Origin of the sequence: Pannus brasiliensis CCIBt3594 (assembly GCF_036688125.1) — a bacterium.
GTDB classification, from domain to species: Bacteria; Cyanobacteriota; Cyanobacteriia; order Cyanobacteriales; family Microcystaceae; genus Pannus; species Pannus brasiliensis.
Map to the genome: position 1 here is coordinate 1 of NZ_JBAFSM010000077.1, position 19022 is coordinate 19022.

The 19022-nt window shown below is 52.1% G+C and carries 17 protein-coding genes and 1 pseudogene; 6 read left to right on the forward strand and 12 right to left on the reverse strand.

The annotated features are described in order from the left end of the window. Window positions 1-48: 48 nt before the first annotated feature. Window positions 49-1008, reverse strand: coding sequence for an AAA-like domain-containing protein (locus V0288_RS23420; RefSeq protein ID WP_332867609.1), 960 nt, complete (start codon window positions 1006-1008; stop codon window positions 49-51). A 1041-nt stretch (window positions 1009-2049) separates the two neighbouring features. Between V0288_RS23420 and V0288_RS23425 the strand changes: the two genes are divergently transcribed. The 3 genes from V0288_RS23425 (at window position 2050) to V0288_RS23430 (ending at window position 5069) form a co-directional block, all read left to right on the forward strand. Then, window positions 2050-3978, forward strand: coding sequence for a PatA/PatG family cyanobactin maturation protease (locus tag V0288_RS23425; protein WP_332867610.1), 1929 nt, complete (start codon window positions 2050-2052; stop codon window positions 3976-3978). A 252-nt stretch (window positions 3979-4230) separates the two neighbouring features. After that, window positions 4231-4617 (forward strand): Nif11-like leader peptide family natural product precursor, encoded by a 387-nt coding sequence (locus tag V0288_RS25225; protein WP_422662059.1) that lies wholly within the window; start codon window positions 4231-4233, stop codon window positions 4615-4617. 269 nt (window positions 4618-4886) lie between these two features. Next, entirely contained in the window at window positions 4887-5069 is a 183-nt protein-coding gene (locus tag V0288_RS23430) for a hypothetical protein (RefSeq protein WP_332867611.1), read from the forward strand. 574 nt (window positions 5070-5643) lie between these two features. Here the strand turns inward: V0288_RS23430 and V0288_RS23435 are convergent. After that, window positions 5644-6045 carry a sll0565 family protein gene (locus V0288_RS23435; RefSeq protein WP_332867612.1) on the reverse strand — a complete coding sequence of 134 codons (402 nt, stop codon included), beginning with the start codon at window positions 6043-6045 and terminating at the stop codon, window positions 5644-5646. Between the two features lie 72 nt (window positions 6046-6117). On the opposite strand from V0288_RS23435, the gene V0288_RS23440 reads away from it, so the two are divergent. Beyond that, window positions 6118-6396, forward strand: coding sequence for a DUF6439 family protein (locus tag V0288_RS23440; RefSeq protein ID WP_332867613.1), 279 nt, complete (start codon window positions 6118-6120; stop codon window positions 6394-6396). Here the strand turns inward: V0288_RS23440 and V0288_RS23445 are convergent. The 5 genes from V0288_RS23445 to V0288_RS23465 all read right to left on the reverse strand — a co-directional run bounded on the left by V0288_RS23445 (window position 6393) and on the right by V0288_RS23465 (window position 11980). Further along, complete coding sequence (locus tag V0288_RS23445; protein ID WP_422662060.1) at window positions 6393-6812, reverse strand: ATP-binding protein; 420 nt, start codon at window positions 6810-6812, stop codon at window positions 6393-6395. The genes V0288_RS23440 and V0288_RS23445 overlap by 4 nt on opposite strands. Window positions 6813-7236: 424 nt before the next feature. Then, entirely contained in the window at window positions 7237-8601 is a 1365-nt protein-coding gene (rlmD, locus tag V0288_RS23450) for a 23S rRNA (uracil(1939)-C(5))-methyltransferase RlmD (RefSeq protein ID WP_332867615.1), read from the reverse strand. A 194-nt stretch (window positions 8602-8795) separates the two neighbouring features. Then, entirely contained in the window at window positions 8796-9239 is a 444-nt protein-coding gene (locus V0288_RS23455; protein WP_332867616.1) for a DUF29 domain-containing protein, read from the reverse strand. A gap of 54 nt (window positions 9240-9293) precedes the next feature. Then, a complete protein-coding gene (locus V0288_RS23460; protein WP_332867617.1) occupies window positions 9294-10988 on the reverse strand; it encodes an ATP-binding protein in 1695 nt (564 codons plus the stop codon). A gap of 146 nt (window positions 10989-11134) precedes the next feature. Next, window positions 11135-11980 (reverse strand): Rpn family recombination-promoting nuclease/putative transposase, encoded by an 846-nt coding sequence (locus tag V0288_RS23465; RefSeq protein WP_332867618.1) that lies wholly within the window; start codon window positions 11978-11980, stop codon window positions 11135-11137. A gap of 354 nt (window positions 11981-12334) precedes the next feature. Between V0288_RS23465 and V0288_RS23470 the strand changes: the two are divergent. Further along, window positions 12335-12940: pseudogene (locus V0288_RS23470) on the forward strand (GUN4 domain-containing protein); the annotation flags it as partial. Between the two features lie 302 nt (window positions 12941-13242). On the opposite strand, the gene chlG reads toward V0288_RS23470, so the two are convergent. The 3 genes from chlG to petP are packed head-to-tail and all read right to left on the reverse strand — an operon-like array spanning window position 13243 to window position 15509. Beyond that, the gene (gene chlG / locus V0288_RS23475; RefSeq protein WP_332867620.1) at window positions 13243-14223 is read right to left on the reverse strand and encodes a chlorophyll synthase ChlG; all 981 of its coding nucleotides are present in this window, start codon (window positions 14221-14223) and stop codon (window positions 13243-13245) included. A 6-nt stretch (window positions 14224-14229) separates the two neighbouring features. Beyond that, on the reverse strand, window positions 14230-15306 hold the full coding sequence (locus tag V0288_RS23480) for a Get3/ArsA fold putative tail anchor-mediating ATPase NosAFP (protein WP_332867621.1): 1077 nt from the start codon (window positions 15304-15306) through the stop codon (window positions 14230-14232). A gap of 8 nt (window positions 15307-15314) precedes the next feature. Further along, window positions 15315-15509: a cytochrome b6f subunit PetP gene (gene petP / locus V0288_RS23485; RefSeq protein WP_332867626.1), complete on the reverse strand. Its 195-nt coding sequence runs from the start codon at window positions 15507-15509 to the stop codon at window positions 15315-15317. A 316-nt stretch (window positions 15510-15825) separates the two neighbouring features. Between petP and V0288_RS23490 the strand changes: the two genes are divergently transcribed. Further along, window positions 15826-17025 carry a lipid-A-disaccharide synthase-related protein gene (locus tag V0288_RS23490; protein ID WP_332867622.1) on the forward strand — a complete coding sequence of 400 codons (1200 nt, stop codon included), beginning with the start codon at window positions 15826-15828 and terminating at the stop codon, window positions 17023-17025. Between the two features lie 65 nt (window positions 17026-17090). Here V0288_RS23490 and V0288_RS23495 read toward each other — a convergent pair whose 3' ends face one another. Further along, window positions 17091-17834: a circadian clock KaiB family protein gene (locus V0288_RS23495; RefSeq protein ID WP_332867623.1), complete on the reverse strand. Its 744-nt coding sequence runs from the start codon at window positions 17832-17834 to the stop codon at window positions 17091-17093. A gap of 95 nt (window positions 17835-17929) precedes the next feature. After that, on the reverse strand, window positions 17930-19022 hold a 1093-nt coding region (locus V0288_RS23500), incomplete at its 5' end, for a type IV pilus twitching motility protein PilT (RefSeq protein WP_332867625.1).

The window sequence follows — 19022 nt, forward strand, 5'->3', positions numbered from 1 at the left end:
CCGAACTTGCCTTAACCGGCACGGGGTCTTGCTATTCATGCAGGAGGTCTAATGAACCGTCACGAGTCGTAGTTTATACCAGGGATCGCTGTCAACCACCGCCGCTTTCGCTCGTTCCGACCAATTTCGGAGTAGGAGGAGAAATTCACGAGCGATATCCGGGTAGGCGAACAGTTGGTCGAGTTCGTCGATCGCCACGATCAGCGGGCGATCGATCCGCGAGAGCAGAAACTCCTCGAAGTAATCGGTAGCGTTGGCCTTACTTCCCGAAAAGGGATTCCAAACGTTCTCGATCGCTTCTGGCGGGCCTAACTGTTTGCCCACCCGAGTACAGAACCATTTCAAAAAGCGTTCTAGGTTCTGTAGCGTTTCGGCCTCGGCCAGTTGTAAACTCACGGAAACCGCGCGGTAGTTAGCGGATCGGGCGCGAACCAGAATGCGGGTCATTAAAGAACTTTTACCCATTTGTTTGGGGGCGCGAATGTTCAGCGACGCGCCGGCCCCATCGATCGCCTCGTAGCAGAGGGATTCGAGAACGGGACGGTCGATGTACAGGACGGAATCGAGGGGAATCTGCCCTCCGGGTACGGCAAAGCGAAGGGGAGGGAGCGCGTCGGGCGATCGATCCATATTCAGGGTTCGAGAGATAGGGAGGGGATTGAGAAGTAATTCGGGATCGGCGAAGGTTTTGTCCGGGGATTCCGACTCGAAATCGAGCCGATCGCCTCGATCGCCGGACGGGTAAAAGTAATCTTCCGCTAACAAGGTGAGATTAAAGACCTGGAAACAGAGTTTCAAGGAGCGCTTATCGACTCCCGCGGAACCGGCAAAAATTTTACTGAGCGTGGTCGAAGTTAAACCCGTTTGCTCGCTGAGGTATTCGAGCGTGTATCGTTTGAATCCCTGTTCGTTGTCCGCGTTGATTCTGGCCAGATTAAGTTTCCGTAGACCTCGATCGGTCAGGACTATCCCTCGTTTTCGCACTCGATCGCTCGATTGTAATGGCATATCGGTAGGGGGGTAAGACGGCTAAAAGATTTATTCAATCAAGAACACGAGGGGATCGGATCGAAAAAGATCGATCGTCATTCCCGACAAGATCCGAACGGTTCGGCCTTTCCATTTCCGGGGCGATCTAAGCCGGGCAAAAAGGCCGGCTGTCAAAACCCGCGGCGAGCGATCGAGAAACGCCGAGAAAATGTCGGAAAGAATCGCTACGCCACGGAAGAATAAGATTTTAGCGAGCGTATCCCATCGAAATAATCGGAGTTTCGGATTTTAGTCCCGACGTTTCCGACATTCTCGAAAACTCGGACATCGAGAGGCTCGATCTAGCCCGTTCCAAGGACTTTACTCTATTGCTAGAACGATTTAACCACGGTACTTACCGAGTTCAAACCAGAGATCGACTGACTTGTTTCTGACTTGTTTCTGACTTGTTTCCGACTTATTTCCGATTTGATAAGACCGGCTATTCTTCAACGGACGCGATTCGTCGCCGGCACTCGCTCCGGCGCGAGAGAAACCTCTCCTGGTGGAGTCTCCCGATCGAAACTCGGTCTATACCTAAAGACGATCACGGGAAGTCATTCGGGAATTTTTCGAGTTAGCGTTTCTTGTTTTTCCGACGCGATACATTTGAACCACGAGAGGCGGGATAGAAAATTTTAGAGATAAGTCTTAACTTTAAAAAATCTATCAAGTTAAGCGATTTTCCTCTCGGATCGGGATAGCGCGCTTAAGTTTTGAAAGGGTGAAATCCAGACGGGATAGGGTTCGGAAAGGTATGGAGCGATCGAGCCTTAATTTTCTGCTTAACATTGCAAAATTCGCTGGTATTTATCCTGGAAAATCAACAAAATGAGAGCCATCCACTAGAGGATGTCCGAGAAGAAAAAACTTGTTCGGTCTGTTTGAAGAACTTCCCGAATCCTGATTAGCCACACTGGTTCTGGCCGATCCGGGCAAAAAGGATAACTCACCTAAATCGAGAGACTTACGACAGGCTTTTCCCACAACTTCTCGCGCGTCGAAAGGTCACAACCTACAATGAGTACGCTAAAAATCCCTGGACTAGAATCTCTCTGGCAAAAAACATTAGGTGACTCCCGTATCTGTGTTGCCGTACTCGATGGAACGGTGGATACATCTCACCCCTGTCTCCACGGCGCTCGACTCAAGGGGATACAGACACTGATCTCCTCGATCGCTAACCGGGGAACGGCGACACAACACGGAACTCATGTCACCAGTGTTATTTTCGGTCAACACGGTAGTTCTGTTCCAGGGATCGCCCCCGGCTGTCGCGGGCTGATCGTACCGATTTTCAGCGATGGACGAGGCGATAAGCCGGTTCCCTGCTCTCAGGTCGATCTGGCCAGAGCGATCACGCAGGCCGTCGAAAACGGAGCCAACATTATTAACATTAGCGGGGGTCAGTTGACAGCTTCTCCCGAATCCGATCGACTGCTGGCGAACGCTATCCGTTTGTGCCGAGAAAAGAACGTTCTCATCGTCGCGGCGACGGGAAACGACGGTTGTGAGTGCCTGCATCTGCCCGCCGCCCTAGAATCGGTTCTGGCAGTAGGCGCGATGGACTCTCAAGGCAATCCTCTCGACTTTAGTAATTGGGGCAAAGTTTACCGAGATCGGGGAATTCTCGCGCTCGGTGAAAATATCTTGGGCGCGACTCCCGACGGGGGAACGGCTCTCCGTACCGGGACGAGCTTCGCGACCCCGCTCGTATCGGGAATTGTCGCCCTGTTACTCAGTATCCAACTGCAACAGGGGAAAACGCCCGATCCGCACGGTATCCGTGAAATCCTTCTCAAAAGCGCCCTGCCTTGTGGCCGACAGAACCGTGATAACCGCCGTTGTCTCGCCGGAACCCTCAATCTGATCGGGGCTTATACCCTAATTACCCAAGGAGAAACTCAACCCATGTCCGACCAAATCATCGAGGAAACCATGATTCAACCCAGTGAAATGAATGCCATCTCTCCAGAATTAACCAATGCCATCGATAACAATTCGATCGAGCAACTGACACCTCTTCCAGTTCTCGATCTAGGTTTACAACGATCGGTTCCTCGATCGGGCGCGGGCTTACAGGCCGCGGAAGCTCTCCCATCGGTTAGCCCCGTGATGTCCTCTCGCGACACCCGAACCGCCGACGCGATCTCGCCTTCCGCGTGCGCTTGCGGCGGTGGCGGCGGCGCTCCCCAACTCGTCTACGCGCTCGGTGAACTCGACACTGACTTCGGGACCGAAGCTCGTCGGGATTCCTTTCTCCAAGCCATGCCTCAAGGTATGAGCCTGCTGGATTATCTCGCTCAAAATCCCTACGAAGCCCAATCCCTGATTTGGATACTAAAGTTAGACGCGACTCCCATCTACGCGATCGCGCCGATCGGAGCCTACGCTAGTCTCACGTTCGATCGACTACGCTCCTATCTGGCCGATGCAAATATCGAACGGATCTCGGTACCGGGGACTATTGGCGGCAGTATCCGGTTAATGTCCGGTCAGGTTGTCCCGGTGATCATTCCCGAAGTCCGCGGGATGTATAGCTGGTCTGTTCCCGATTTAATGGAGGCGGTTATGTCCCAAATCAACGCCGCTAACGTGACGGAAGAAGGAATGCGCTCTCAAATGGAGGACTATTTGAATCGGATTTACTACGATTTCCGCAACTTAGGGGTTACTCCACAGGAACGGGCATTAAACTTCTCGGCTACCAATGCTTTCCAAGTGGCCGCCGCGATCGCCAGAGCGGCTGGTAGCCAGAGAGTGCTGGATTCGATTTCCGTAGAAAAAAGCCCCATCTGTCGTCCCGATTCCGATTGTTATGACGTGAAGTTAAGCTTCTTCGACCCAGAACATAAGGAACGTTCTAAGCGGGTCTTCCGATTTACCGTCGATGTCAGTGACGTGATCCCGGTCACGGTCGGTCGAATGCGTACTTGGTCTCAATCCTAACTACAAACCGAAGAACGAAAACGACAGTTCTCTCGGGTATTTGGAGCGAAACGCTCGCGAATGCTATCGATTCTGGAAGGATGGGTTTCGGCGGGTTAACAGTTTCCGCTCGGTTTATAGGCTTATTACCAGCCGAACCATTCTACTAGAATCAAAAGATAGAGATCGCTTTCGGTTATAGCGTCGGTATTCACCCAAGAGACCCAAGACGACTACTAATTTAAACCTAAACTAGCTATAAGGAAAGCTCTGATGTCTATCGAGAGGGTAAGACAGTTTAATCAGATCGCTGAAAACGATTCACAGATTCAAAAAGACCTAGAAGCGACAACGGATTCCAAAAGTTTATTAGGTCTTATTGTTAAAATTGGCACCGAGAGAGGATTCAAGTTTACGGCTCAGGATCTAGATCAATACTACCTAGAAGAGAGTACAAATACTAGCAGAGGATCTGCGAACGACAGGAGGTTTTTAGCGGCATATCGAGAGATGAGTACCGAAGAGTCAAATCCTCGTCCCGAAGAATCAGATCCTTGCGAAAGATTGCCTTACTTAGTGCGCGAGATATGTCGAAACTCAGTAAAGGAAAAGTATCATGGATCTTCCCGTTCAAGCACAACCGACTGCGAGAAAAGTTAGCACCACCAGGTTTTCTGGACTCCAAGGAATCGAGCCTTCCAATCTCGCTTGTGAATCTGTTGTAAGTTAAGTCCGAGTCAAGGGGCTTGTAGCTTGACACCAAGTTGTAGTTGCCCGCTCCAATGTTCTTTTAACCATTTATCTTGTTCGAGGAAAAATCCGATGGATTATCTAATTCTGGCTTCGCACGTACCGCGAATCAGCGAGACGTGTTAGGCAAACTCTCAAACAAACAAACACAATCTACTCTTTAATTAGGAGCAAGAAACATGAATCTACCCATGCAATCTCAACCCGTTCTGCGGAATGTTAGTTCTACCGCTTTTACGGAATCGGGCATCAACCCATCCATCGACTGTAATGCGGCTTGCACCATGTGCAAATCTGGCTTTCCCCCGATTTCTGTACCGGCTTGTATAGCGGCGGCGGCGGCCCATTGTAATTGCGGTTAGCCTACCATGACTGATGATTTTCAGTATTAGGCAACAAAAGCTTAATTCTGTCCGTAAAAATCATTGCTCGAAACATACGTATACGTGGGTTCTATAGGCTTTTTTAGCCTATCAACTTCAATGAGTTGTATAGATTTACTTACCATATCTATAAACTCAGAAACTCACCAAAAAAATAAGTATTTATCCTTGAGTATTCATTGATGTATGACAAACATTAATGAATACTTTTTTAATCTCTTCGGGTCTGATTCCCCGCCGCTCGCGGCGTTTCGAGACCATAGCGTCCGAAGGGTGCTATTGAGCGAGGTCGAGCCACAACGTGTGCGAGCCAAGCGAAGTGATACCCCGTCTGCTTGCGGCGGGGATGTTCATTGAATCCGTGTTGGACTTAAAAGCCTCAATTTATAAGTTTAATGACGAAATATTGCAGTAGTAAGTGTTTTTATAAACTTATCAAACAGTACGATCGCCGATCGAGTAGGTCGGGTTTCGTTGCCTCCACCCGACCCTATTTTTGTCGGGAATCCCGAAACCGATCGAACCGGCCTCCCCCGAGAAACGATCGATAACATCACCCCGCGCAGGACTTCAACACCCAACCCAATACCACACCGATCCCCCCGAAACGGAGGATCTGCCAGAAGATTTCCCCGAGTAAATCCCGACGCAATATTTCCGCGTATAATCGACGCGATCCCTCGTTTTCGAGCAAATCGCTCTCTAAAATCACTCCTATCTCTTGAATCCGTTCTTGGATTCCCGTCAATTCCGTTTCTAGGGACGGGAGGGGATTCTCTCGATATTCCCGTTCTTTCCGATCGAGTTCCTCTTCCAGTTCCGTTTTCTGCCGTCTCGCGTCGATAATCTCTCGGTAACGCTCTTTCAGGCGATCGAGTGACCTTTCAACTTCTTGAATCGCTTCCGCGAATTCGGCGGAATCTTCGGATACGGGTTGATTTTCTTCTGGAGACATTCGATCGATCCCGACGGCATTGACTAAACTATAGTTATAGACGATCTCGCGGTTTCACGGAACCCTTTTATCATGATTCCATCGGCTCCCTCTCCCACCTCCGAACTTCTCCGAGAAGTCAGCACCGAAGATCTCGCGCGCGCCCTCGCGGAACGTCTGGCGATCGCCCCGATCGACTGGCACCGTCTCAAAGCCAATCGCAACGCCCGCGCCGCCGAGCAGATCGGTTCCGCGTTGGTCTTCCTGCTCAACGATCAGCCCCGAGAAGCCCTACCGCATCTCCAACAGGCGACGGGATGGCTCGATCGATCGATCTCCGCGCCTCCCTGTCCGGATCACGGCCGTCATTAATTCGGGGCGAATTTAAAGCGTTCGCGCTTGATCGATTTAGAAAGTTTGAGTTGGGTTCCTTTTTGATTCCAGTGAACTTGGTCGAAGATCTGATAGAGCATACACAGTCCTCGACCATTTTCCGCTTCTTCCGGGGGGAAATCGGGGCAGGTCGCGGCGTGATGGTGACACTCGCGAGGGTTACATCGGGGGGTGAAGCCTTTTCCCTCGTCGGTGATCACCCAACAGTATTCTTCTTTCGTGCTGGAAAAGTGAACGACGACGGTTTTTGTCGGATCGAGGCGGTTGCCGTGTTTGGCGGCATTAACTAGGGCTTCCTGTAATCCCAATCGGATCTCGAATTCTAATTCTTCGGGAATATCGGCCGTCAATAAGTCCAGAATCGGACAGAGATACAACGTGGAGGCGAAACTCATTGTATTCCAATTTCGTTTTGCCGTGGGCAGGGAAATGGCGATCACGCGCTTTACCTCTAGCTTGATAGTCGGGGACTGTTTTCCATGCAAGATCTCGTTGACAGACCGAGGGCATCGCGGGAATGATGGAAACTCGGCGCCTGGATTCACGGATCTATTTGATGCGTGTTTCGTCTTTTTAGTGTCCGTTCCTTTGATTAGAAGTTTTTATCGGTGTATCGGGATCGTCCGGCTCTCGATCGATACACGATACCGCTATCCCGAAGAGTTTCCCATTTTTCTAACTCGTGTCCTTACAAAAAAGTACATCGATTTTCATCGATTCGGGAGTATCCAACGTGCTTGACAAGTTACAGGATTTTTTTACGGTATTATCTTTCTCGCGAAAAAAAAGATATATACTGTATTTTTCGCTTCAATTTCATCATAACATATCTGTCCCTTGCTGTCGAAGGAAGGCGGCGCACTCGACGTGGGCGGTCTGGGGGAAAAAATCCGCGGTTCGCACTTCTTGCAGTTCGTAATCCCCCTTTTGACAGAGATATTCGAGATCTCTCGCCAATGTCGCGCTTTGACAACTGACGTAAACCACGCGGCCGGGACGGATCTGGATGAGGCTGTCGAGAACGGTTCGATCGCATCCCTTGCGCGGGGGATCGAGGAGGATAACGTCGGGAGTAACGGTTAAACTCGGTAAAGTGGTCTCGACCTCGCCGGGAATAAACGTGACGTTAGTAATGCCGTTGATTTTCGCGTTGATTCTCGCTCGTTCGATGGAAATCGGGTAGGATTCCAGCCCGATCGCCTGTTTCACCCGTTTCGCGAGGGGTAGCGTGAACGTGCCGATGCCACAGTACGCGTCGATGAGGGTTTCCGTCCCCTGAAGGTCTAATCGGTCGAGAATCGCGATTAATAACGCTTCCGCCGCTTCCGTGTTGATCTGAAAGAAGGTATCCGCGGCCAGTTGATAGGTTAATCCCGCGAAAATCTCGGTAATATAGTCTCTTCCCGCCACCGCACGCGTTGTAGAACCGAAAATCGCGTTACCCCGCTCCGGATTCTCGTTTAGCGTCACCCCGACGAGATTCGGGTATCGTTCCAGCCATTCCCGCGCCTGCTCCTCGATGCCGGGCAGATCGTCGGAGAGGGCGATTAACGTTAATAATACCTCGGTCGTCTTCCGCCCGACGCGGAGAGATAGATGGCGCAATTGTCCCTCGTGGCGTTTCTCGTCGTAAATCGACCATCCCCGCGCTTGAATGTCTTTTTTAATCTCCGCGAGAAAGGGATTCAACGCGGGATCTTGAATCGGGCATTGGTTGAGGTTGACGAGGTGGTGACTGCCGCGGCGGTAATAGCCGGCCTGAACTTGACCGGTCGCGGAAAAACCGAGGGGATAGGTGGCTTTATTGCGGTAGCCGAGGGGCGATTCTCCCGTTATCGGCGGAAAAACGACGGGATCGACAAAATGACCGACGCGTTCTAACGCCTGTTGTACCTGATGCTGTTTTACTTCCCGCTGGAATTCGTCCTCGATGTGTTGCCACTGACAACCACCGCACTTATCCGCGACGATGCAACGGGGACGGATACGGTGGGGGGAAGGTTCGAGAATCTGCTGGATTTTGCCGATCGCGTGGCTTTTTTTGAGGTGGATGACGCGAACTTGCAATCGATCGCCGATTACCGTATCGGGAACGAAAATTACCTGTCCTTGATATTTCCCGACTCCCTCGCCCGTGTGGTTCAGGTCGGTAATCTCGATCTCGATTAAATCACCTTGTTTCATAGATCTCTCGCGGAATTCAAAAATTGTCGTGTGGTTAGGGGGGTAGGAGGCAGGAGTCAGGAGTCAGGAGTCAGGAGGCAGGAGTCAGGAGGAGAAAAGAAAGATCTAAATTTTCGATAAAACAGCGATCTATATTCTTAAAAGCCCAAAATTCGAGCTTTTAGAGGGTCAAAAACGAATCGCGCTTCGGGGTCTCATATTTTCGGGAACCAGTCCTCGTTGAAAGCTTCTTCGGGTGAGACAATTTTTTCGGTGGGCAGATTGCGGCCGATTAAATCGGAAACGATTTTTCGGGCGGTTTCGTAGCGGGAATCGAAATTTTCAAGGAGATAGGGCTTTAAACTGGGACTATCTTCTAAAATATTCTCGATCTCGAAGCGAACAGAAAGAGATTCGGCTTTCCACTCGTTACTCTCGCGCTGGTTTTCCGTTGGTAGATAAGCTAACTTGAGTAGATAGACGAGTAGTTGGGTTACTAGCCTTTTAAGCTCGCTTTTGTTATCCCTGCCGAGGCTATCGATCTCTTCAATGACGTTCTCCCAATCTACCGAGTCGAAGTCTCTCTCCCGTAACTGTCGGACGGTAGCTTCGATCCAGAGTGGGAAGTCTCGATCGTATAGAGATAGCCGCGCGGTCATGGAGGGACGAGTGTAGGGTCTATTTCTATTCTATCGATCGATCTCCCGATCTTTTTAAAATCCCAGATCCGCTTTCGCCATCTTCGCGGCCGCGAGTAATTCCTCGTCGGGTAGGTTTTTCCAGTCGGTCTCGCCGATTTCGGCGTAGAATTTCTGATCGTAGGCGCGGGTACGGATGACGACGGGCATGGGGACGGCGTGACCCAAGACGAGCGCCTGTTGTTTAGAATCTAACTTGGATAGAACCGATCGCAAACTGCCGGCGCCGGACACCCCGGTAAAAATGGCCTCGATATCCTTCTCGTCGTTGAGTAAACAGGTGATCCGGGTTCCTACCTGCGACATTACCTCGTTATCGATGCCGGAAGGACGCTGATCGACGATTAAGAGGGTCACGAAGTATTTTCGCATCTCGCGGGCGATCGTGCCGAAAATGGTTTGATGGACGACCGCGGAATCGAGAAAACGATGGGCTTCCTCGATGGTAATTACTAATTGTTGGGGGCGATCGATCGGGTTTTTCGTCTGTAAAAAATGTTCGGCTTTTTTGACATAATTGGCGTGAATCCGTCGGGTGATCATATTCGTCGCCAACATATAGGAGAGCATATTACTCTGGGAACCGAACTCGATAACGACGTGTTTTCCCGCGTCCAGCGCGCTAATGAGTTGATCGATATAGTTGTGGGGACAGGCGTTTTTTAAATATTTCAAACTATCGAGACGGAGTAATTTCCGTTGTAGGGACATGATCGATCCCGCGTGTCCCTGTTTCTCCTGACAGAAAATTTTAATATCCTCGTTGTTCATGTTCAGGAGTTGCACGATCCAGGATCTGCCGAATTCCGCGTAGAGAATATTGGCGTTATCGAGACTCGCCTCGGATATGCCCAATTCTCGCCCGATTAGACGAATATCCTCGATCTCTATCTGATCGTAGCTTAAAAATAATTCCTGCGCCCCTCTCACGCCGCGGCGCTTGGTGGATTCCGGATCGAGGGTGTAGATCTCCACCTGTCCGGGGAAAAGTTGACACAATCCTTTGACGGTGGATACGTCTTTTCCCTCTTTCATCGCTTCCCAACCGTATTCCGAGTGCATATCGAACATCAGGTTGACCCCGGCCTGTTTGCGGATGATGCCGGAAATGAGGAGACGGGTGAGGAAGGATTTTCCGGTTCCCGATTTGCCGAAAACCCCGTTACTGCGTTCCACGAAGCGATCGAGGTTAATGCATATCGGTACGTCCATGTCAAGGGGTTGGCCGATGGCGAAATTGCGCCGCGTCGGATCGTCCTCCCACCCGAATACCATCCGGAAATCCTCCTCGCTGGCCTCGTAAACTTGGCTAAAATGCGCCGGGATGGTCTTAACGGGGAGTAATTCCATGTCCGCGCTGGTTTGCGGCTCGAAAGAGGCGAGAGAGGTGTTTTTATCGGGTTGAGAGGTTCCCGAGGAGGGGGTGAACATTAACATGGGAGAGAGTTCGATCGTCCCGTAGGTTCCGCTACCGGCCAACACGTCCCGCATGAAGGTATCGTCGGGATGGGGAGGGTTGGCGATAATGCGCGGACTGGCGGTTCCGAGAGAAACATCGGTCAAAAGACAGAAAAATCGCGAGCGCGTCCCCCGGACGACGAGAAATTTACCGACGCGCATATCCTCGACGGACATATCGGGGTAGAGACGGACTTCTAATCCCTCGCTGAGGGAACCTTGAATTACCGAACCTAATGGTTGTTCGCTCATGCCGTCCTCGATCGATCGCCGTTTCCCCTCATTCTGTCACCGTTCGCGGTTTCTTGGCAATCGAGGCAGGGGTAGCATGGGTTACGCTGTGCTAACCCATCCATCGCGTCGAGAAATTCGCGAATATTGCCATACATCGTTTTCCGTCAATTTCTAGCCAGCCAAGCGACGAGATCTTCGGGGCCGCTAAAATCGAGTAAATCTTCTCCGAGTTGTTCCAAACGTTCTACGGGTAGATCCCGGATTCGATCGGCCACATCGGGCGATAGCTGACCGAAGCGACGGTTAAGCTGTCGCGATATTAACGATAAAGCTTCCTGCTGTCTTCCTCGCGCTTCCCCTCGCGCTTCTCCTCTCGTTTCTCCCTTGTTGAGAATGTATTGATAGAAAGTAGATTCTTGCATGATGTCTTCCCGTAATAATCGTTGGATAATTTCCTGACTCAATACTAGACCGGCGAGAATCCCCGTGGAGGCCGCCACGTTACTCTTCTCCCGTCGCGTTTCAATTCCCTCGATACGTTCCGCCACTTCTCGCAGGATTCCCGCTCGATTCGCCGTTTTTCCGAGTGTGGCGAGGGGGAGTAGTCCGGGAAACGCGAGCATTTCCCGTGCGGGGATTTCCCAGAGACGGATTACCTCGAATTCGTGACGGGTATTCGGAAGAGTAAACGAGGTTTGATAGACGAATTCGGAACCGGTTTCTTTGAGATAAATTACCACCTGTCGCATGGTTTTATTCGGGAAACGACGGTAAACCCTTGTCCGGTAATCCAACATCCGAAACGGCATATTTTTATCGGGTTCGGTCTGGAATTCGAGATGGAGTACCACGTCTTCCGATTCCAAAAGAATCAAGGCATCGGCGCGGATGGGTTCGAGGGAGAGTTCCGACGGACTGAGTACGGTGAGGTTGACGGGTTCCCCGAGTAACCAAGAGGCGAAATCTTGGCTATAGGTTTCGGCGAGAAATTTACAGATATTGTCGTACATCGCTTTATGGTAGTGCGTTGGAGGATGGCGATCGCCGCTCTCGCGTCCGGAATATTTCGGAATGCTTACAATCGTTGTTAGAATATCTGTTATCCTCGCGAGCGTTCTTCTGCCGATCTAGAAGAATACGATCTCGAAATCCGCGCTCCAGTTATGGCGGGAAAAGTTAGAATTTTCGCGATCGAAACGGGCGATCGAATCTTCCGCCATCGTTCAGTTCCAACTCTAAGGAATCGGCGAGACGAAGGATTATCATGAAATGGTCTGGAACGCTTTCGGAGATAAAGTGGGCTGGCGAGGGTATAATAGCTCGATATACTACGATAAATACAACGGCAGTGGCGAATTATGACAGAAATTGAATTAAAAAGCATCAAGGGAATCGATTACACGAAGCTACAGGACTTGTTAAAACAACAGCAATGGAAGGAAGCGGACAAGGAAACCGAGAGAGTGATGCTACAGGTCGCCAACCGAACCGAAGAGGGATGGCTAGAGGCAGAGGATATCGATAATTTTCCCTGCGAGGATTTGCGAACCATTGACCAATTATGGATGAAATATAGTAACGGTCGGTTCGGGTTTTCCGTGCAGGCGAAAATCTATTGCGAACTCGGCGGGACGCGGGAGTATAACGAGGAAATCTGGAACGCTTTCGGAGATGAAGTGGGCTGGCGTGTGAATAATAGCTGGATATACTACTATAGCTATAGTGGTTACAGTGAGGTTACTTTTGACCTAAAGGCACCCCAAGGACACCTCCCTAGCGATATTTGGTGTGGTGGAGAGTATTCCGCGGGATTCCAGGTGGAGGGGTTGTGGGTGGAGGGGGAGATGGGGAAGAGAAGGTGGTTGGGAGGGTGTTGGGTGGAGGGGTTTGGGAGGAAGGTGAGTGGAGAGGTAAGGGGGGGGGGGAAAGTTAGGAATCTCTTCTCTCGCGTCGAGACTTGTGAAATGTAACATATAAGGGTTACAGGCGATTTTTCAGAATTTTATCGGGCTTATTTTCCACGAAGCAATGCGGATTCTAGGTTTCCGATACCTGTCACCGAAGGTCTCCTGTCGGGTTCGTTCCGTTTGTAGTGGACTGTTTCAGCTAATTTAGTGCATTAGGAAAATTTTGTAATACTCACAAAATCAAAAAATTGAGTGAAAATCTATTGCATCAATTTAGCTGAAACGATCCAATACGATCTTCGTGCATTTTCCCCGAAAAAAAGACGGATCGATGACCCGTCCCTATACCTATTTATCGCTAATTTTTACAGCGCGCTATGACCTAACGCTAAACCCGTGACCAACATTCCTAAAACTAGGAAAGGTTGGGCGCTGGCTTGGTATTTCACGTCGTTATTCAAGGGGTCGCGGAGGAAATACATATCTTGAAAGGTAATCTGGGGGATGACCAATAACAGTAAAATCGCGGCGTAGAGATTCTGATGGATACTAATTAAATAGCCCGCGATTCCCGCCTGGAAAATGTCGATCATCACCACGCAGATCCACGCGGCCGTCGTCACACCGAACATCACCGGTAGGGATTGTAACCCTAACTGTCGATCGCCTTCCACGCTCTTGAAGTCGTTGACCACGGCGATGCCCAATCCCGCCATACTATAAATTAACGTCAGGATGGCGATCGTCCAATTCAACTCGCCGAATAACGCGTGACCGGCCCACCACGGTAGGGCGATATAACTCGCGCCGAGAGCGTAATTGCCTAACCAGCCGTTTTTCTTCAGTTTAAGCGGTGGGGCGGAGTAAATATAGGCCACGAACGCGCCGCCGAGGGTCAGACAGAGCAAGACCGGGAATTCGTGACCGGCCCAGAGATCCAGCACGTAGGCGATTCCCAATCCCCCGAGGAGTAGGATCACGATTTGGGCGACGACTTGGGGGATGGAGATCGCGCCGGACGGGATCGGGCGGTAGGGTTCGTTGATCGCGTCGAGATCTCGATCGTAGAAATCGTTCAAGGTTTGGGTGTATCCCGTCATCAGGGGGCCGGAAAGTAACATACAGGTCGCGGCCTTCAGCACGTCCTCTAGAGACCAGGTGAAATTACCGGAAGAGGCCGCGCCGCATACCACCCCCCAGATCAGCGGAATCCAGGTGATCGGTTTCATCAACTGGAGGCGGATTTTCCAGATCGAGGTTTCCCCGGCCGTGGCCCCTTTCATGCCGAGTAGTTGCCGCGTTTTGGCGGAACGATCGTCGAGTTTTTCGCTGTCGGGATTCACCATAATCGCTTAAAAAGAAATAATAAGGTATCCTTCGTGAAATTTCGCGCCTTTGACCGGCTGACCGGCGAGCGGTGGCGGTACGTCGATATTCCGCCGTTGATCTCCCGCGTCGATCGTCAACTCCGGCCCGGATTGGGTGAGTTTTACCTGTTTTTTCTCGAAACCGGGCAGAAAGACTTTCACCTGACGCGCGGCGGTATCGATAATCAGCGGTTTCGGCGGTTCTGGCGCGTCTAAAAAGTCCGGCAATTCCGAAAAAACCGACGACCAATCCCCGTGAATCACCGTCGGGAGGACGGACACGGGTAGGGGCGAGAAATCGTCCGTCGCGGAAGACCGATTAAAAATCACGCCCCCGACATTTAAACCGATCTGTTGCGCGCCCCCCCAGAGATATTGGGCGGTAGCGATCGAGATCGGGGTATCGTCGGTGACGAGATAGGCGATCATCCGGCTCGGATTCGAGAGTGCCTGTCGTCCCTCTTCTAAAATATTGCTTCCCGCGTTTTTGGCCAGATCGTCGGGATTCCAGGAGACATTTAAGATGGCGCCGGCGATCGGTTGCACGAAGGGGGAAAGGGTGCGACCGATATCGGAGTCGGTAAATACCTGACGGAAACGCCGTAGATACCAACTGCCCACCTCGGGAATCGCGAACATCCGCAGGGTATTGAGATCTCCCGTCCCGTCGTACACGATAACGTCGTATTTGCCGCTTTTGTTATACTCCCGTAGGGCGTTGAGGGCGAGCGCGCCATCCATCCCCGGTAAGATTCCTAACTCCTGACCGTAGACGTTTTTCAGGGTCGGCGATCGAAGGTATTGTTTTTCTAAATCCTTGACCTCTTCCCAACTCCGTTCGAGCAGTCGCGTACTGTTTAACTGGACGATCGAGAGGTTCGGGGCGATTTCCGCGACCGAATCGGTGGGGGATACCCCGAGCGGCATCGCCCAGGCGGGACCGGGATCTTGACCGATCAGTAAGACGCGCGCGCCCCGATCGGCCAGTTTCTTAGCGGCGGCGATCGCCACGGTACTGCGACCACTGCCCCCTTTGCCCAAAAAGGTCAATATTAAGGACATATTACTTTTTACTCGAGGGGTTTGATTTCGTCTTCAAAAAACCACGTCGCGGTTTTATCTTCAAACTGTACGATCACGCCCACGCCACTACCATCTGTCATTTTGTAGTTTTTGACGGTGCCGACCTTACCTAATTTACCCGCCACATCCGGGGTAACTCGATCGCGTAGACGGTAGACCTTGACTTTTTGCCCGATTTCCATTAACAGCACAGCCTTTCTAGAAGAGAATTCAATAAATCAATCCTAAGTTTAATATAAATATGACCCGTGTATCGAGGCGAGCGGAATCCCCGATCGTGAAAAAGCGGTTAGCTGTCTCTAAAGTCTTACCACCAGGAAGTTTCGAGCGTCATCAGGGCAGAGAGGATGAGCGATCGGGCTTCCTAGGGTAAAGTAGACTAAATACGAGTCCAGTTAACCGCTTTGTATTGATTGTTCCCTAACCATCCTTATTTTCGGTGGAATTCGGGGATCGCGCAATCGAAGTTTAGGAAGTTAAGAAGAAGATAAGAAAAAAGTGAGATTACTGTTTCTGAGTAACGGCCACGGGGAGGACGAGATCGCGGCGCGCGTGATCGCCTGTCTCCAGAATTCCCCTCGCTGTCCCGATCTGGTGGCTTTGCCCCTGGTGGGGGAGGGTCACGCGTACACCCGGCTCGGGATTCCTTTACTCGGCGAGGTTCGATCGATGCCGTCGGGTGGATTTATCAACACGGACATCCGACAGTTCGCGAGAGATATCCGCGGGGGGTTACTCGGGTTAACTTCCCGACAGTACCGACGGGTACGGGACTGGGGACAACAGGGAGGGAAAATTCTGGCCGTCGGCGATATCGTTCCCCTCGCGCTCGCTTGGTTAAGCGAGGCCGATCACGCGTTCGTGGGGACGGCGAAATCGGAGTATTATCTGCGCGACGGGGACGGATGGCTAGAGAGCGCTTCCCGGATCGATCGGGCTTTCGGCTCCTATTATTATCCGTGGGAACGGTGGTTGATGGCCGGGCCCCGTTGTCGGGCGGTTTTTCCGAGGGATAGTCTGACCGCGAGGGTTTTAGAGCGTTGGTCGATTCCCGTGATCGACGCGGGAAACCCGATGATGGACGGTCTGCCGTTGCCGGTCGATCGAGATCCGCCGATCGATTCCCTGACGATCCTGTTACTGCCGGGATCGCGTCCCCCGGAATGTTTTCACAACTGGCAGAGGATTTTACAGGCGGTGACGGCGATTATCGAAACTTTTCCCGCGTACAAGCTGGAATTTCTGGCGGCGATCGCTCCTTCCCTGTCCCTAGAATCGTTTATTCCGCCTCTCGATCGACAGGGCTGGCAATCTTCTACCACAAATCAGTTTATTTGTCAAGGAAAAATTTTAACGCTCTCGTCGTCCTGTTACGGGGAATTTCTCGATCGCTCCGATCTGGCGATCGCGATGGCGGGGACGGCGACGGAACAGTTCGTCGGGCTGGGGAAACCGGCGATCTCGATCGAGGGAACCGGGCCGCAGTTCACCCCGCGGTTCGCCCGTTTACAAACCCGATTACTCGGTTCCTCGGTAATTCTCGTCCAAGATCCGGGGGAAGTCGCCGGGGAATTGAGCGCGTTACTGGAAAACCCGGATCGTTGGCGATCGATCGCCCGAAATGGACGGGAACGCATGGGAGAGCCGGGCGCGTCCGATCGGATCGCCAACTGGATACTATCGAATTGGGTCGAGTAATTGCTCGGTGGATTAGCGAAGCGTAATCTACCCTACAGTCTGCCTCCTAACTCCCGCCTCCCGATTCACCCCGTGGCGATCAACTGTAACACCCGCGATAGATCCTCGAACTCGCCGACGATGCGTTTCACCGGTTGCGGCCAGACTCTCACTAGGGTCGGGATCGCCGAAACGTGATTCGATTCGGCCTGTTCGGGATGTTTGGAGATATCGATCACCTTGAGCGTGTAGGGGTGGTGCAGTTCCCGTTCGAGGAGGCGGTGAATCGATTGTAGGGTGTGCTTGGTGGTCGCGTTGTTGCCGGATACGAACAGGCGGAGAACGTAGCCGCGCGGGGTTTCGGTCGTTTTCGGCTCGGGGGCGCCCGCGGTTTCCCGGCCCGACGAACTATTCTCGTAGCGCAGGATCAGATCGTGGGATTCCCAGAGTTGGGGGAAACGGGGGCGATAGGTTTCGAGTAGGGACGGATTACAGACGGACTCGCTCCAGGGAACGGTATGCCAGTCCCGATCGTCGGTGCCGAAAATGGCGTTGAGAAGCGGTTGATAGCGTCGGGCGAGGGGATAGACCTCCGCGCTCGTGCGGACGCGATCGCTCCGGGGATCTCGCCAGCGATCGATCGTCGCCGTACAACCGGGAACGAGAAAATGGGGCGGTTCGGGCAGTCCTAAAATATCCTGCAAGGAAGCGCAAAGATGGAGGTGCCAGTGCGTTTGCTTCGTGGGATCGATACAGTAGACGAGATCGCCCCCGGGGGTAAACAGGGCGATCCCTTTAAAAATTTCCGGGAGGGCGACCGATACAGTCATAACCTTATCAGGTTCCCGCGCTGGGGAAGTTCGGCGTTCTACTTTTACTAGCCTACTAAACCCCGAACGGTTCGCGGCCGTCCTTCATTCTTTTTCTAGATTTTGCCCCGGAGCATCATGGCCAGTTCGTTGGGAACCGGCGACATTTCCATCGCGGTCTCCTCGGTGATCCGACCTTCCTGATAGAGAGCGAACAGGGATTGATTGATGGTGATCATCCCGTCGTACTCGCCTTGTTTCATCAGTTCGGTGATCTCGTCGTTTTTGCCGCTCCGGATATAGTCTTTCACCGTTTCCGTGTTAATCAGGATATCGTGGAAGGCGGCCCGTTTTCCGTCGGTGGTCCGGCAGAGACCCTGGGAAATGATACAGACGAGCGATTCGGCCATCGCCACCCGCATCGCCTCCCGTTCGTCGGCGCTATAGAGGGTGAGAATCCGTTCCAGGGTTTTTACCGCGCTGTTGGTGTGTAGGGTTCCCATGACCAAGTGACCGGTTTGGGCGGCTTTGAGGGCGGTGTTCACGGTTTCCTTGTCCCGCATTTCCCCCACGAGGATGATGTCGGGATCTTCCCGTAGGGAGGCTTTCAGCGCGTTATCGAACTTGTGGGTGTTCATGCCCACTTCCCGTTGTTTGATCAGACTGCGGCGGCTCTGGTGGACGAACTCGATCGGGTCTTCGATCGTGATGATATGTTTGGCGTGTTCTTTATTCACGTAGTCGATCATCGCGGCGAGGGTGGTGGATTTCCCGGAACCGGTCGGCCCGGTAATCAGGATCAACCCTTTATGCACGTCGCACACCTCCCGAAAGACTATCGGCAGGCGCAACTGTTCCATCGTGAGAATTTTTACGGGAATGAGACGCAAGACCATCCCCGGACCGCGCATACTATCGAAGACGTTAATCCGAACCCGGGCGAATTCGTATTGCGTCGCGCCATCGTACTCTAGTTCTTTTTTGAATTGTTGGATGTCTTCTTCCTTCAAGATTTCCCGTAACCAACAGTAGAAAGTGTTGGTATCGATCTCGGGATATTCGAGCGCGACCATTTCTCCGCGATCGCGGATTCTGGGCTGTTCCCCGACCCCGAGGTGAATATCGGAATATCCCTCGTCGAAGGCTAGGCGCACGAGTTCTTCTAGGGACGGTTGACCGGGGGCGCGTCCGGGTCGGGGCGGGGGAGGT